Annotated in this window: 15 protein-coding genes and 1 riboswitch; of the genes, 7 read left to right on the forward strand and 8 right to left on the reverse strand. The window is 67.6% G+C overall.

Going from position 1 to position 12,747, the window contains the following annotated elements:
* Window positions 1–3: 3 nt before the first annotated feature.
* Window positions 4–714 carry a hypothetical protein gene (locus ACFQRE_RS16395; RefSeq protein WP_380124457.1) on the reverse strand — a complete coding sequence of 237 codons (711 nt, stop codon included), beginning with the start codon at window positions 712–714 and terminating at the stop codon, window positions 4–6.
* A gap of 123 nt (window positions 715–837) precedes the next feature.
* Here ACFQRE_RS16395 and ACFQRE_RS16400 point away from each other — a divergent pair, with 123 nt between their 5' ends.
* Window positions 838–1,371: a TIGR03086 family metal-binding protein gene (locus ACFQRE_RS16400; RefSeq protein ID WP_380124459.1), complete on the forward strand. Its 534-nt coding sequence runs from the start codon at window positions 838–840 to the stop codon at window positions 1,369–1,371.
* Between the two features lie 92 nt (window positions 1,372–1,463).
* Here the strand turns inward: ACFQRE_RS16400 and ACFQRE_RS16405 are convergent, their stop codons facing one another.
* The gene (locus tag ACFQRE_RS16405; RefSeq protein ID WP_380124461.1) at window positions 1,464–1,637 is read right to left on the reverse strand and encodes a hypothetical protein; all 174 of its coding nucleotides are present in this window, start codon (window positions 1,635–1,637) and stop codon (window positions 1,464–1,466) included.
* A 58-nt stretch (window positions 1,638–1,695) separates the two neighbouring features.
* Between ACFQRE_RS16405 and pdxH the strand changes: the two genes are divergently transcribed.
* Window positions 1,696–2,376 (forward strand): pyridoxamine 5'-phosphate oxidase, encoded by a 681-nt coding sequence (gene pdxH, locus ACFQRE_RS16410; RefSeq protein ID WP_380124463.1) that lies wholly within the window; start codon window positions 1,696–1,698, stop codon window positions 2,374–2,376.
* 61 nt (window positions 2,377–2,437) lie between these two features.
* Window positions 2,438–3,667, forward strand: coding sequence for an ornithine--oxo-acid transaminase (rocD, locus tag ACFQRE_RS16415; protein WP_380124466.1), 1,230 nt, complete (start codon window positions 2,438–2,440; stop codon window positions 3,665–3,667).
* A 356-nt stretch (window positions 3,668–4,023) separates the two neighbouring features.
* Here the strand turns inward: rocD and ACFQRE_RS16420 are convergent, their stop codons facing one another.
* Genes ACFQRE_RS16420 through ACFQRE_RS16435 form a run of 4 tightly spaced genes read right to left on the reverse strand, consistent with a single transcriptional unit; the run spans window position 4,024 to window position 7,560 of the window.
* Window positions 4,024–5,166 (reverse strand): hypothetical protein, encoded by a 1,143-nt coding sequence (locus tag ACFQRE_RS16420; RefSeq protein ID WP_380124468.1) that lies wholly within the window; start codon window positions 5,164–5,166, stop codon window positions 4,024–4,026.
* A 20-nt stretch (window positions 5,167–5,186) separates the two neighbouring features.
* Window positions 5,187–6,764: a hypothetical protein gene (locus ACFQRE_RS16425; RefSeq protein ID WP_380124470.1), complete on the reverse strand. Its 1,578-nt coding sequence runs from the start codon at window positions 6,762–6,764 to the stop codon at window positions 5,187–5,189.
* A complete protein-coding gene (locus ACFQRE_RS16430) occupies window positions 6,761–7,057 on the reverse strand; it encodes a hypothetical protein (protein WP_380124473.1) in 297 nt (98 codons plus the stop codon). Before ACFQRE_RS16430 ends, ACFQRE_RS16425 begins: the two co-directional genes overlap by 4 nt.
* 56 nt (window positions 7,058–7,113) lie before the next feature.
* A complete protein-coding gene (locus tag ACFQRE_RS16435) occupies window positions 7,114–7,560 on the reverse strand; it encodes a nuclear transport factor 2 family protein (protein ID WP_380124475.1) in 447 nt (148 codons plus the stop codon).
* A 23-nt stretch (window positions 7,561–7,583) separates the two neighbouring features.
* Between ACFQRE_RS16435 and ACFQRE_RS16440 the strand changes: the two genes are divergently transcribed.
* On the forward strand, window positions 7,584–8,381 hold the full coding sequence (locus tag ACFQRE_RS16440) for a tryptophan-rich sensory protein (RefSeq protein WP_380124477.1): 798 nt from the start codon (window positions 7,584–7,586) through the stop codon (window positions 8,379–8,381).
* Here ACFQRE_RS16440 and ACFQRE_RS16445 read toward each other — a convergent pair.
* Window positions 8,344–9,243, reverse strand: coding sequence for an alpha/beta fold hydrolase (locus tag ACFQRE_RS16445; protein ID WP_380124479.1), 900 nt, complete (start codon window positions 9,241–9,243; stop codon window positions 8,344–8,346). The two genes, ACFQRE_RS16440 and ACFQRE_RS16445, sit on opposite strands and share 38 nt — an antisense overlap.
* Window positions 9,244–9,312: 69 nt before the next feature.
* Here ACFQRE_RS16445 and ACFQRE_RS16450 point away from each other — a divergent pair, with 69 nt between their 5' ends.
* Complete coding sequence (locus tag ACFQRE_RS16450; protein ID WP_380124482.1) at window positions 9,313–9,675, forward strand: hypothetical protein; 363 nt, start codon at window positions 9,313–9,315, stop codon at window positions 9,673–9,675.
* A complete protein-coding gene (locus ACFQRE_RS16455; protein WP_380124484.1) occupies window positions 9,668–10,102 on the forward strand; it encodes a hypothetical protein in 435 nt (144 codons plus the stop codon). The genes ACFQRE_RS16450 and ACFQRE_RS16455 overlap by 8 nt, the downstream gene beginning before the upstream one ends.
* A gap of 3 nt (window positions 10,103–10,105) precedes the next feature.
* Here ACFQRE_RS16455 and mgrA read toward each other — a convergent pair whose 3' ends face one another.
* Window positions 10,106–11,152, reverse strand: coding sequence for an L-glyceraldehyde 3-phosphate reductase (mgrA, locus tag ACFQRE_RS16460; protein WP_380124486.1), 1,047 nt, complete (start codon window positions 11,150–11,152; stop codon window positions 10,106–10,108).
* 87 nt (window positions 11,153–11,239) lie between these two features.
* A riboswitch (SAM riboswitch) is annotated at window positions 11,240–11,354 on the forward strand.
* Window positions 11,355–11,370: 16 nt separating this feature from the next.
* On the opposite strand from mgrA, the gene ACFQRE_RS16465 reads away from it, so the two are divergent.
* Window positions 11,371–12,696: a bifunctional o-acetylhomoserine/o-acetylserine sulfhydrylase gene (locus ACFQRE_RS16465; protein ID WP_380124488.1), complete on the forward strand. Its 1,326-nt coding sequence runs from the start codon at window positions 11,371–11,373 to the stop codon at window positions 12,694–12,696.
* The last annotated feature ends 51 nt before the right edge of the window (window positions 12,697–12,747 follow it).

A 12,747-nucleotide genomic window follows, 5' to 3' on the forward strand; every position in this document is an offset into this window, starting at 1 on the left:
CGGTCAGCCCGTCGGGACGATGCCGCGACGGCCTTCCCACTCACCGTGTTCGGACAGGGGACGGAAGCGCAGCGTCGTGAACTCGAAGTGGAAGTCCTCACGCTCGCGTTCGGCCATGGCGGTGGCGTGGCGCTGCGGTGAATGACCCGAGCCGTGGCCCTCGACCATGGCGCGCATCGCGCCCACCGAGTTCCAGATCGTGAACGTCGAGAAGGTGCGCGGTGGGCGCACCGCGGCGAGGGCAAGAGTGGTGCCGGGGGAGTCGCGCACGAGTTGCTCGACAGGACGGCCCCAGTGGAAGAAGCGTCGGAGCTGGGGAAGCTTGAGGTGCGCGAGGGTGACGGCGACGACCGGCTCTTCGGGCTCCATCGTGCTCGCGTTGAGGGGGAGCCGGTGCAGGCCCGTGACGGCGCCCCACCGGCGGACGAACTCGAGGCGTACGTGCCAGCCTTGGGCGAGGTGTCGGCCGAGCGGAGTTGCGCCCAGGTAGTCGTCGAGCGCGCCCTCGGACTCCCACTGTGCGAAGACCGCCACACGTCGCAGCTGGAGACGCTCGAAGGAGATCGCTGGAGCTCCGAGCTGCATCACCGAGAGGTGCTCGATGTGTGTTGGCCCGGGGACGCCGTCGTCGCGTGGACCGTTGGACGAGCGGAAGAGCGCGCTGGCTGCTGTCGTCGGCGGGACGGTCGCGAGGTGGAAGCTGTGGATCCTCATGGTGTCGGCGACGCTACCCGGAGCCGGCGTGGCCCCGGTGATGGGAGACGTCGCGGGGGTGTGGATGTCGGTGTTGGTCGGTAGCGTCGCGACTGCCAGCCCATCGTCCACGGAAGGTTCACCATGAACGCCCAGCCCAACGCCGGCACACTCCTTGAGCGCGCCCTCGACCAGACCGCAGGCCTACTGGATGAGGTCTCGCCCGACCAGTACGACTCGCCGTCGACCTGCGAGGACTGGAAGGTCGGGGACCTCGTTCGGCATGTCGTCGCGTCCCCGCAGAACTTCGTCTCGATGTTCACCGGCAAGGACGTCGACTGGGCCAATCCACCCGAGCTCGGCGACGACCCGGCAGGGGACTTCCGGGCGAGTGCCGCGAGTCTGGTCGAGCAGGTGCGCGCCGACGATTCCGGCGGGTCGTCCGATGCCGCGATTCCTGAGTTCGCAGTGCACGGCTGGGACATCGCGACGTCGATCGGCAGTCCGACACCCCTCGACGACGAGGTGGCCGAGCACGCGCTCGCGTTCATGAATGCGAACCTCACGCCCGAGAACCGCAAGGGTGCGTTCGGGCCCGAGGTGGAGGCCGCATCCGATGTGTCGGTCCACGACCGCCTCGCCGCCTTCGCCGGTCGAACGGTCGCCGCAACGAACTGACGTCCGGTCGGAAGTCACGGTCGGAAGTCACCGTGTGATGGCACCGTCTGAAGGCACCCTCGGAAGTCACTTGCAGGCGTCACGGGCCGACGTCACGCCGTCGGGAAGGTGGTCCCGGTCAGCTCTTGCGAGATCTCCCAGATGCGCTGAGCGTCCTGGGTGCTGACGAAGCGGGGCCGGGCTCGCGCACGGCCGAGCTTGCCGAGCTCCCTATCGCCCGTATCGAGGAGCACCGTCAGGTGTTCACCGACCGACGGTTCGGCCAACAGCCTCCACCCCAGCCCACCCCGAGGAAGGGCACCGAAGCCCCATTAGGGTCAGGGCATGAACGAGGTCACGCGCATCGACTACACCGGCACCGGGCTCTCCGAGGACGAGGTCGCTTCGACCCCGTGGCAGCAAGCCAAACTCTGGGTCGACGAGGCAGTCGAGCGCTCCGGTGCCCAAGCCGACGTGCCCGAGCCGCACGCCCTCTCGGTGGCCACGGTCGACGCCCACGGCATACCCAACGTGCGCACTGTCCTCATGCGATTCTTCGACGAGCGAGGACCGGGTTTCCTCACGAACACGTTGTCTGCCAAGGGACGTGAGCTCGCAGGCAACCCGGGCGTTGCCGCGTCGCTCACCTGGCCCTCGATGTTTCGTGCCATCCGCTTTCGCGGTCGGGCCGTGCTCCTCGAGCGCGATGAGGTGACTGACTACTTCGGGTCGCGACCGTGGGGCTCACGGATCTCGGCGTGGGCCTCGCGCCAGTCGGAGCCGGCCACGTCGAGAGCCGAGCTCGAAGCGGCATACGCGATGTATGCCGCCCGGTGGCCCGATCTGGGCAACGTCGACGACGTGCCCGTCCCGGACTTCTGGGGCGGCTATCGGATCGTCTGCGACGAGGTCGAGTTCTGGGGCGGACGCACCAACCGGTTGCACGACCGCCTCGTCTTCACCCGAGTCGCCGACGGGTCGCTTGACGACGCCTTGGCCTGGTCTCGGGGGCGCCGTCAGCCCTGACTTGGACCCCGCTTCCGGCGGATACAGTGATCGCGACCGTACGACGAAGGAGTGAGCCAGAATGACGCCCGAGCAGACCACCGCACCGGTGAGTACCGAGCAGCACATCGAGACGACCGAGCGCTATGCGGCGCACAACTACCACCCACTGCCGGTCGTCATCGCGAGCGGTGAGGGCGCCTGGGTCACGGACGTCGATGGCAAGCGCTACCTCGACTGTCTCGCCGGCTACTCCGCGCTCAACTTCGGCCACTCGCACCCGCAGCTCGTTGAGCGCGCCCGCCAGCAGCTCGGCACGCTGACGCTGACGAGCCGCGCCTTCTTCAACGACCAGCTCGGCCCTTTCTCGCAGGCTCTCGCCGAACTCACCGCCAAGGACATGGTCCTGCCGATGAACTCGGGCGCCGAGGCCGTCGAGACCGCGCTCAAGGTCAGCCGCAAGTGGGGCTACGAGGTCAAGAACGTCCCCGAGGACCAGGCCAACATCATCGTCATGGAGGGCAACTTCCACGGCCGCACCACGACGATCATCAGCTTCTCCGACGACAAGATCGCGCACGACAACTACGGCCCCTACACGCCGGGATTCCGCGCAGTTCGCTACGGCGACATTGACTCGGTGCGCTCTGCGATGGACGAGTTCACGGTGGCCGTGCTCTTCGAGCCGATCCAGGGTGAGGGTGGCGTCGTCGTCCCGCCCGAGGGCTTCCTGCGCGACCTGCGAGCCCTGTGCACCGAACAGAACGTCCTCATGGTCGCCGACGAGATCCAGTCGGGTCTCGCGCGCACCGGTACGACGTTCGCGTGCGACCTCGAGGAGGTCGTCCCCGACATGTACATCCTGGGCAAGGCCCTCGGCGGTGGCCTCTATCCCGTCTCCGCCGTCGCGGCCAACAAGGACGTGCTCGGCGTCATCTCGCCCGGGTCGCACGGCTCCACCTTCGGTGGGAACCCGCTCGCTGCCGCGATCGGACACGAGGTATGCCGTCTGCTCGCCACCGGTGAGTTCCAGGAGCGCGCGCGTCGGCTGGGTGCGCGTCTGCTGGCCGGGCTCGAGCCGCTCGTCGGCAACGGGCTCGATGCCGTGCGTGTGCGCGGGCTGTGGGCCGGACTGGACGTCACGCCCGGCGGCCCCAGCGGCCGCGAACTCTGTGAGCGCCTCATGGACCGAGGCATCCTCGCCAAGGACACCCACGGCATGACGATCCGTCTCGCGCCGCCGCTCGTGATCACCGAGGACGAGGTCGACCTGCTCGTCGCCGCAGTGACGGAGTCCCTCACCAGCGCCTGAGCCTTGGAAGAGGGCCCGAGACCACAAGGTCATGCCGAACGCGTCAGATCTGACGCGTTCGGCATGACCTTCTTGGTTCAGGTGTCGGTGCGGGTCAGCTGCACGACGGGGATGACTCGGTCTGTGCTCTTCTCGTAGTCGCCGAAGTTGGGCGCCTCACGTGGTGAGGTAGCCGAGAGGCGCACCCTTGGCCTTCATCTGTCGTTCGAAGAGCCAGAGGGCTGCGGGCTTGATCCACTTCGGGAGCGGGGGAGCTTCGCGCCACGCTTGCCGCGTGCCGGGATGTCTACTGCCATGTCGTCAGTGTCCTCCCCTCGCGACGCCTCGTCACTGCCTCGGGTGCCCGGATCGCGAGTTCAGCGTTGGAGAGGGAACATCCTTGTCGGTCCCAGTGACGGAACTCCCTTGTGGGAGAACGTTGTTGGAGCAGTGGTGGAGTCGAAGCAGCTCCCGGTGATGCCTGCGGGCGTCGGCGGACTGTAGCCAGGCGTCGACACGACCACAGTGGCGTCGACGCTGGATTCGGCAGGCGCCGCAACCTGCGACAGTCGAAGAACTGCTGTGCGCTTGCCTGCGGGACGGGACAACTCGGCAACGTTCGGTGCGCCGGGACCGATGCACGCGGCATACGTCAAGGTCCATCCTTGCGCGCCCAGTGAACTGACGGAGCTGGCCAGACCTCCGGTTGCAGCGACGTCTTTCGCGGAACCCATCGCAGCGTCGCGCGCCTCCGAGTCCTCGTGCGCCGCCGGCATCGCCACGACCAGACCGAGGGACTTCAAACCCTGGTCGTTGGTGAGGGCATCAACTCCTGCACGCAGGTCGCCCTCGGCGTCATCCGACCACGTCGGCGGGTCGGTGCGGTCGCCTGACAACCGTCCAATAGTGGGCTCAACCGGAGGGGTGGACGAGGGGCCCGGGCTTGCGGGAGTCGTTGACGGGTCCTGCAGGAGGCAACTCGCCTCCAGTTCCATGGCAGGAGCGTCCGGCCACGCGGTGTCGAGATGATGGGGGACCAAGGCCCCGACACTGACCTGCGTGTATGTCGGCGCCGGATTCGTAGGGGGGCTGCCAGACGCGTCGGAGTGGGTGGCTGCTTCGATCGTGGCAAGGCTCCAGTCATCCAGCTGCGAGCCGCGGGCGAGCTGGGCGTTCACATCGATGAGGCTTCCCTTCTCGTTGCGATCGCACTGTGCTCCGACGAGCCGCCATCCAGCCGTGATGGCCGCACGCACCTCGGTGGTGGCGATCGTCAAGGGGGCGACCGGTGTCGTGTACCCGCGTCCAGCGACGCCGCGCTTGAAGGAGGAACCAAAGGCGCTTGGGCCTGCCACCGAGGGGGCCTCATTGGCCAGCCACGGATCACTCCAGACTCGATGGGCTCGCGAGACGTCCGTCGCATTCGAGTAGTTGCGTCCGTCGTTCGGGACGCAACCGCTGAGGAGTCCAGCGGCGAGCCCCCCGATGGCGATCATCGGCAACCCTCGGCGTGCACGCATGGGACCAGCCTGCCACGGGCTCATGCGGGCGGCAGGATCGCGACAAGGGGCTTGTCCCAGCTCATGGAGCCACTGAGCTGGCGCGAGTCGAAGTCCTCGCGGGTCGTGATCGTGGTTTCGCCGGATCCGGGGTTGTAGACCCGGAGGTTGCCATCCTCGGTGCCGGTCACGAGCACGACGTGAGCTCCAGCGTTGCCTCCATCGATGTCGTACGTGTAGACCGGCACGGCCTGCCCGTTGTCGGCTGCGCGCGCGATCCGGTCGTAGGTCTCACCGGCGTTGTCGGGGTCGACGTAGCGGGTCTCGTAGCCGCCCCCCGTCCCTGAACCACCATCGCCGGACATCTGCCGCGCCGCCGAACCAGGGCTCGTTCCAGCAGCCTCTGGCCACCAGCCGTTGAAGTTGCCGTCGTGGGTGGTCAAACCGTTGGTCTGGTGATGCATCTCGATCGCGGCGTGCTGGAACCTGTTGTGCATGGCGACCTCCTCAGACGTGGGGTTGTGGCCCCACGGGTCCTCGTTGGGGTCGACAGCGCCGGGGTCCCCCACCTGCTGTCCCGTGCGCGGGTCGTAGCCCGTCATGATCTGCATCGCGTAGAGCGGGTCGTTGAGCATCTTCGCCAAGAGGAGGCTGGACGAGCCGCAAGTCGTCAGGTCGGGCTGTCCGAAGACGCCGGGGTGGGCAGTGGGATCGAGACCCTTGCGCTCGCTGTCGCTCAGTTGGCCGAGTTTCCTCGAGTAGTTCAGCAGCGTCGCGCCCGTCGCACCTGCGGCGATCGCCGCGAGGATGCAACCGCGAGACGTGTCGTCAGGAGCATTGGCCAGCAGCCGTTGGGCAGCCGCGCGCTCCTCGGGTGTCATCGCTGCCATGGCTGCATTGGCGCGCTCAACAACGTTGCCGCGCAATGGTCCTGAGTCGTTGCCGTCGCCCCCACCGATGAAGAGGTTCACGCCGCTGACCGGGCTCACGCCGTCGGGGAGTTCGTGGGGGAGTTCGAGCTCATCCACCGCGTTGCGAATGTCCCGTGCCGCGGTGGTGATGGCGGAGTTGGCGTCCTGGTAGGCGCCGAGGAGTTCCTGCGCGCCATGGACGACAGCGCGCAGGATGCCGGCGATGTAGTCCTTGAGCTCCCACGGCCACAGGTCGCCCCACGAGATCGACGTGTGTTTGTTGAGCTCGTCCCAGGCGTCGCCGTGTCGCTTGCGGGCGTCGGTCATCTTGGTGCTCAGGGTGCCCAGTGCGGTGTCGATCTTGCCGGTCGCGGGCTCGACCGAGTCCATGCGATCCACCAACGCCGTCAGGGAGGAGCGGTAGCCGTTGCCGGCATCGCCCTCCCAGATGTCGATCGTCGTCTTGGTGCTGGTGCGCCCGACGTCCGTGCAGGCGCTGCTCCAGGTCCGGCCGAGGCGACGCCACGCGGCCGCTGCGTCGTCAACGTCGGTCGGTGCCGGATCCGGTGCCTCGGTGGCGATCTCGATCATCGTGCCGATGAGGTCGACGATCGTCTGGGCCGCATCCCACGGGGGCCACAGGTCAATGTCCTGTAGGTCGGCGAGGACGCCCTGCAGCTTGTCGATGATGTCGGTGATGGTGCTCATGGCTGCGGTCGCATGAGGGTGGTGAAGGCGCCGGCCGACGCCTGGTCGGTCGTCTCATAAGTCGTGATGCAGGCCTCGACGTTGGTCTTGAAGCTGTCGACGACCCGGTTCGTCGTGGTCGTGACCCCGCGAAGCCGCTCCACGGCATACGTCAGATCGTCCGCAAGGTCGCCCATGGACGTGCCCTGCGCGTCCGTGAGGTCGGTGCTCGTGTTCCCCAGGTCGGTGCGCGCTTCCTTGGCCCCGAGATCCCACGCCGAGCGCACCTCTCCGGCCTTGATCCGGATCGTCATGCGTCCAACCTAGGGCGATGCCTGACTCGGTGGAATGGGGAGAACTCCCCGGCCCGTCAGCATTCGGCGGACGGCTCGTCGTCCCAGGCCGCCGCGGCGATGAGCCACGTGCCGGCCGAGCGCACGAACTGGATGGACTTCCCGCCACGTCCGTCAAACGGCTCGTCCCCCTGAACGCCCTTCTTCGCGTAGTGGCCGAACCAGTGGGCGACGTCCCCGAACACCTCGACGTGACCCGACGTCGGCCACTCACTGAAATCACGGAGCGTGCCGTCGGAGAGGAGCGCGCGTCGCGGTTCGATGAACTCGTCGACGCTGTATGCCGCCATGGTCGGGCCCGCGGTCGACACGATCCGGGCGCCGGGCAGGAACATCGCCCGCAGCCGGTCCATCCGCCGGTCGAGGTCGGGCGACGTGGTGAAGGCTGCGAAGAACTCGGCGACCAGTGCCTCGATCACCACGACATCGTCGGCTGCGTGGGTGGGCCCGGGTGCATTGCTCACGGACGCAGCATAAGTTCGTCTGCATGTCGTCCACGGATCGCACGCGCCAGATCGCCGTGACCCTCGCCGAGATCTTCTGCATCCTGGGCACTCTCGTCGGGGTCGGCGTGATCGGTACGCGGGTCGAGGAGTCCGCCGGTGGCGCTCTCGCGGCGGACGCGACGTTGCTCGCCCCCGCTGGTCCGGCCTTCTCCATCTGGTCGGTCGTCTACCTCGGCCTGGCTGCCTACACGGTGTGGCAGTGGCTTCCCCGAGGCGGCAGCAGTGAGCTGGCCCAGCGCACCGGGTGGTGGGTTGCGGCATCGATGGTGCTCAACGCGACGTGGCTGCTCGTGACTCAGCAGGGCTGGGTGTGGTTCAGCGTCTTCGTCATCGCCCTGCTGCTGCTCGTGCTCGCCCGGCTCGCCCTGGAACTGGCGGCCATGCGTGACGGAGCGGGCGACGCGGTGGGTACGTGGATCGTCCGGGCGACCGTGGGGCTCTACCTCGGCTGGGTCGCCGTGGCCACCCTCGCCAACGTCGCGGCGGCGGTGGCCGACAGCGGGCTCGACTTCACCCGGGGTGTGGCAGCGGTGGCCGCCGCAGTGGTGGCCCTCGTGGTCGTGACGGCGCTGGCCGCGGGGTTGATGCGTGCCGAGCCCACCCGGTGGGGTGTTGCGATCGCGGCCGTTTGGGGGCTTTCCTGGCTGGCGGTCGGGCGGTTCACCGACGAGCCGCGTTCGAGCCTCGTCGGGGCGACGGCACTCGTTGCCGCCGTCGTCATCGCGGCGACCGCCGTCACCCTCACCCTGCGGACGAAGGGCGACGTGCGTTCTGCGTGATCGCGTCAACGATCTCGGTGCGGCGACCCCGCGGGAGGTCGTGCCCCATCTCGGGGAACATCAGCAGCCGCGACCCGGGGATGGCGCGGGCCGTCGCGACCCCGCCGCTGGGCAGGATCAAGCGGTCCCGGAGGCCGTGGATCACGAGCGTCGGCACAGTGATCCGATGCAGGCGGACGGTCCGGTCGGCGGAGGCATTGATGGCGTTGAGCTGGCGATCACGGCTCGTGGCAGTGACGGCACCGCGCGCAACGTGTGCCTGCGCCATGACCCGCATCTCGGCCTCGTTGAAGTCACTGCCCGCGATGACCCGGAAGGCCTCGACGCTTCGCTCCAGGGCCTCATCGCGGGTCGTGGGGGGAGCAGCGCGGATCTGGCGGACGAGGGCGGGCAGCAGGCGCGTCGAGGTGCGACCAAAGCGGCGGTGGCCCGTGTTCGACATGATCGAGCACAGTGATCGCACACGATCGGGGTGGTTGAGGGCGAGCTCCTGCGCGATCATCCCGCCCATCGACGCACCCACGACATGAGCCGAGTCGATGCCGAGGTGCGTCAGGAGACCTGCAGCATCGCCAGCGAGATCAACGAGGGTGTAGTCGGCCTTGGCGAACCGCCGCGCCGCCAATCCCCTGGCGACGTCGCCTCGCCTGGGTGGCGGACTGTCCGTGAACGACGACAGGCCCTGGTCGCGGTTGTCATAGCGGATGACCCGGAAGCCTTGAGTCACGAGCAGGTCCACGAAGTCCGGGGGCCACGCGACGAGCTGGGCCCCCATCCCCATGATGAGCAGGATCGGCTCCGCGTCGTCGGGCCCGTCGATGACGTACTCGATGCGCTGGTCACCGATCTCGGCAGAAGTCATCCCGCCATACAACCAAAGGGTGCTGGGCACACGGCAGGAGGGTGATCGACGAGACGTAGGCTGTGCGCCGTGCTCCTCCCGCTCACCCAAGTGCTCGTCGCCGCGGCCCTCCTGCTCGCCGTGGTCGCTGCCGGCTATGCCCTGTTCGACCGGCTCATCGGCAACGTCGTCCTCGCACTGGCTGCCCTCGTCGAGGTCGGGGTCCTCCTCCAGCTCGTCCGTGGCCTGTTCGGCATCGCGTCGCTGGAGGGCACGGAGCCGAAGGCGACGTTCACGGCATACCTCGTCACGTTGCCCTTTGTCCTCGCCATCACCGTGTGGAGCGCCATCAAGGACAAGACTCGTTGGGCCATGGCCTCCATCGCCGTGGGTGCCTTCGCCGTCGCTGTCATGAGCCTCCGCCTGCAGCAGATCTGGGGTCTCCATGCCTGACGCCACCGACACAGCACCGGAGTCGTCCGTGGAGCCGCACTCGGCCCGCGGTCCGGGGCGCATCCTCGTCGCGGTCTATGGGGTCCTCGCGCTGGCTGCGACCGGCCGCTCGATCCTGCAGATCGTCGAGTACTTCGACCGGGCGCGGCTCGCCTACGTGCTGTCGGCGCTCGCGGCCGTCATCTACATCGTCGCCACCATCGGGATGGCTCGCGGCGACCGCAGGAGCACGCGGATCGCGCTTCTCGCGTGCACCGTCGAGCTTGTCGGCGTCCTTGTCGTCGGAGCGTTGTCGTATGCCGTGCCGAGCGCCTTCCCGGACAAGACGGTCTGGTCGCACTTCGGTTCCGGCTACGGCTATGTGCCGCTCTTCCTGCCGATGCTCGGCATCTGGTGGCTCAACCGCGTGCGGAGCGATCGCGCCTGAAGGTCAACCGCGTGAGGACTTCGACCACAGGTTGATGCCCGCGTCGACGGCGTGCTTGTCGATGGCCTTGAGCTCGGCATCACTGAAGGTGATGTTCTTGACCGCGAGCAGGTTGTCGTCGAGCTGTTCGACACTCGAGGCGCCGACGAGGACCGACGTGACCCGCGAGTCCTTGAGCAGCCAGGCCAACGCCATCTGGGCGAGTGTCTGGCCGCGCTTCCTGGCCATCGCGTTGAGGGCGCGCACGTGCTTGAGCGAGTCCTCCGTGAGGAGTTCGGGGCTGAGGCTCTTGCCCTGGGAAGCGCGTGACCCCTCGGGGATTCCCTTGAGGTACTTGCTCGTCAACATGCCCTGGGCGAGCGGTGAGAACGCGATGCAGCCGACGCCGGTCTCACCGAGGACGTCGAGCAAGTCCTCCTCCACCCAACGGTTGAGCATCGAGTACGCAGGCTGGTGGATGAGCAGGGGAGTGCCGAGCTCGCGCAGGATCTCGATGGCCTCACGGGTGCGCGGGCCGGAGTAGGACGAGATGCCGACGTACAGCGCCTTGCCCTGTCGCACAAGGGAATCGAGTGCGCCCATCGTCTCCTCGAGAGGGGTCGTCTCGTCGAAGCGGTGGCTGTAGAAGATGTCGACGTAGTCCAGGCCCATGCGCTTGAGCGACTGGTCGGCGCTGGCGAGGATGTACTTGCGGCCGCCACCGCCCTGGCCGTACGGGCCCGGCCACATGTCGTAGCCGGCCTTGCTGCTGATGATGAGCTCGTCGCGGTACGGCTTGAGGTCGCGGGCGAAGTGCGTGCCGAAGTTGCGCTCGGCGGCGCCGTAGGGCGGGCCGTAGTTGTTGGCCAGGTCGAAGTGGGTGATGCCCTTGTCGAACGCGCGGCGCAGGATCGCCTGCTGGCGGTCGAGGGGCATGTCGTCACCGAAGTTGTGCCAGAGGCCGAGAGAGATCGCGGGGAGGTCGAGACCGGACCTCCCGGCCCGGCGATACGGCATACCGGCGCGGTAGCGGCCAGCGGCCGCCTTGTACTCATCGACGTGGAAAGTCATGGGACTCATCATGCCTGCCCATCGCGGTCCACGATCAGAGACACCGCTCCCGTGGGCACCTGCTCCGGCGTTAGCGTTTCAACCACAGGTCATGAGTGCCAGCGACAAGCCCCGGCTCGCTGGCCGGCAACCCTCCTACCGCGGTGGGGTGCCCCGGGTGAAGACCGGGCGGAGCGTCGACCGACGCCCGCAAGCACGGCATACAAGGAGTTTTGGCGATGGCTGAATCAACCCCGAACTGGTCCTTCGAGACCCGACAGATCCACGCCGGACAGGTCCCCGACCCCACGACCGGCGCCCGCGCACTGCCGATCTACCAGACGACCTCCTACGTCTTCAAGGACACCGAGCAGGCGGCAAACCTGTTCGCGCTCAAGGAGTTCGGCAACATCTACACGCGCATCATGAACCCGACGCAGGACGTCGTGGAGCAGCGCATCGCCTCGCTGGAAGGTGGCGTCGGGGCCCTGCTCGTCGCGTCGGGCCAGGCCGCGGAGACCATCGCGATGCTCAACATCGCCGAGGCCGGCGACCACATCGTTGCGTCCCCGTCGCTCTATGGCGGCACGTTCAACTTGCTCAAGCACACGCTGCCGAAGTTCGGCATCGAGGTGACCTTCGTCGAGGACTCGACTGACCCGCAGTCGTGGCGAGCAGCGGTGCGCCCCAACACGAAGCTCTTCTTCGGCGAGACGATCTCGAACCCCAAGATCGAGATCCTCGACATCGAAGCAGTGGCGGCTGTCGCGCATGAGGCGGGTGTTCCGCTCGTCGTCGACAACACGGTCGCGACACCGTATGTGTTGCGGCCGCTCGAGTACGGAGCCGACATCGTCGTGCACTCGGCGACGAAGTACCTGGGCGGGCACGGGACCACGATCGCCGGTGTCATCGTCGACGGTGGGAAGTTCGACTTCGGCGCCGATCCGGAGAAGTTCCCGAACTTCAACACGCCCGAGGAGAGCTATCACGGGCTCGTGTTCGCGCGGGATCTCGGTGTCGGTTCGGCGCTCGGTGCGAACCTCGCCTACATCCTCAAGGCTCGGGTGCAGCTGTTGCGCGACCTCGGTCCGGCCGTCGCTCCGTTCAACGCCTTCCTCATCTCGCAGGGCATCGAGACCCTCAGCCTGCGCATCGACCGTCACCTCGAGAACACGAAAGCCGTGGCCGAGTTCCTGCAGGGCCACGACCAGGTGGAGTCGGTGCGATGGGCATCGCTGCCGGGCGACGACTTCTACGAACTGGCGCAGAAGTACACCCCCAAGGGATCGGGTGCGGTGCTCGCGTTCGAGATCGCTGGTGGGGCGGAGGCCGGTCGGAAGTTCGTCGAGGCGCTGCAGCTGCACTCGCACGTCGCGAACCTTGGTGATGTGCGGTCGCTCGTCATCCATCCGGCCTCGACGACGCACTCGCAGGGGCCGGAGGAGGATCGACTCGCTGCTGGGGTGACACCCGGCCTGGTGCGGCTCGCCGTCGGGATCGAGCACATCGACGACATCGTCGCCGACCTCGAGCTCGGATTCGTCGCCGCCAAGGGCGCCTGACCCAACCCCCGACTTCGTGCCCTGCGTGGACAGCTCGCTGACGCTCGCCGT

This window comes from Knoellia pratensis (genome assembly GCF_042666395.1).
GTDB lineage: Bacteria > Actinomycetota > Actinomycetes > Actinomycetales > Dermatophilaceae > Knoellia > Knoellia pratensis.

What these genes read in the sequence shown, in the direction of transcription:
- ACFQRE_RS16395 (WP_380124457.1), bottom strand. Translation starts at nt 714, where the DNA reads ATGAGGATCCACAGCTTCCACCTCGCGACCGTCCCGCCGACGACAGCA.
- ACFQRE_RS16400 (WP_380124459.1), top strand. Translation starts at nt 838, where the DNA reads ATGAACGCCCAGCCCAACGCCGGCACACTCCTTGAGCGCGCCCTCGAC.
- pdxH (WP_380124463.1), top strand. Translation starts at nt 1,696, where the DNA reads ATGAACGAGGTCACGCGCATCGACTACACCGGCACCGGGCTCTCCGAG.
- rocD (WP_380124466.1), top strand. Translation starts at nt 2,438, where the DNA reads ATGACGCCCGAGCAGACCACCGCACCGGTGAGTACCGAGCAGCACATC.
- ACFQRE_RS16420 (WP_380124468.1), bottom strand. Translation starts at nt 5,166, where the DNA reads ATGCGTGCACGCCGAGGGTTGCCGATGATCGCCATCGGGGGGCTCGCC.
- ACFQRE_RS16425 (WP_380124470.1), bottom strand. Translation starts at nt 6,764, where the DNA reads ATGAGCACCATCACCGACATCATCGACAAGCTGCAGGGCGTCCTCGCC.
- ACFQRE_RS16430 (WP_380124473.1), bottom strand. Translation starts at nt 7,057, where the DNA reads ATGACGATCCGGATCAAGGCCGGAGAGGTGCGCTCGGCGTGGGATCTC.
- ACFQRE_RS16440 (WP_380124477.1), top strand. Translation starts at nt 7,584, where the DNA reads ATGTCGTCCACGGATCGCACGCGCCAGATCGCCGTGACCCTCGCCGAG.
- ACFQRE_RS16445 (WP_380124479.1), bottom strand. Translation starts at nt 9,243, where the DNA reads ATGACTTCTGCCGAGATCGGTGACCAGCGCATCGAGTACGTCATCGAC.
- ACFQRE_RS16455 (WP_380124484.1), top strand. Translation starts at nt 9,668, where the DNA reads ATGCCTGACGCCACCGACACAGCACCGGAGTCGTCCGTGGAGCCGCAC.
- mgrA (WP_380124486.1), bottom strand. Translation starts at nt 11,152, where the DNA reads ATGACTTTCCACGTCGATGAGTACAAGGCGGCCGCTGGCCGCTACCGC.
- ACFQRE_RS16465 (WP_380124488.1), top strand. Translation starts at nt 11,371, where the DNA reads ATGGCTGAATCAACCCCGAACTGGTCCTTCGAGACCCGACAGATCCAC.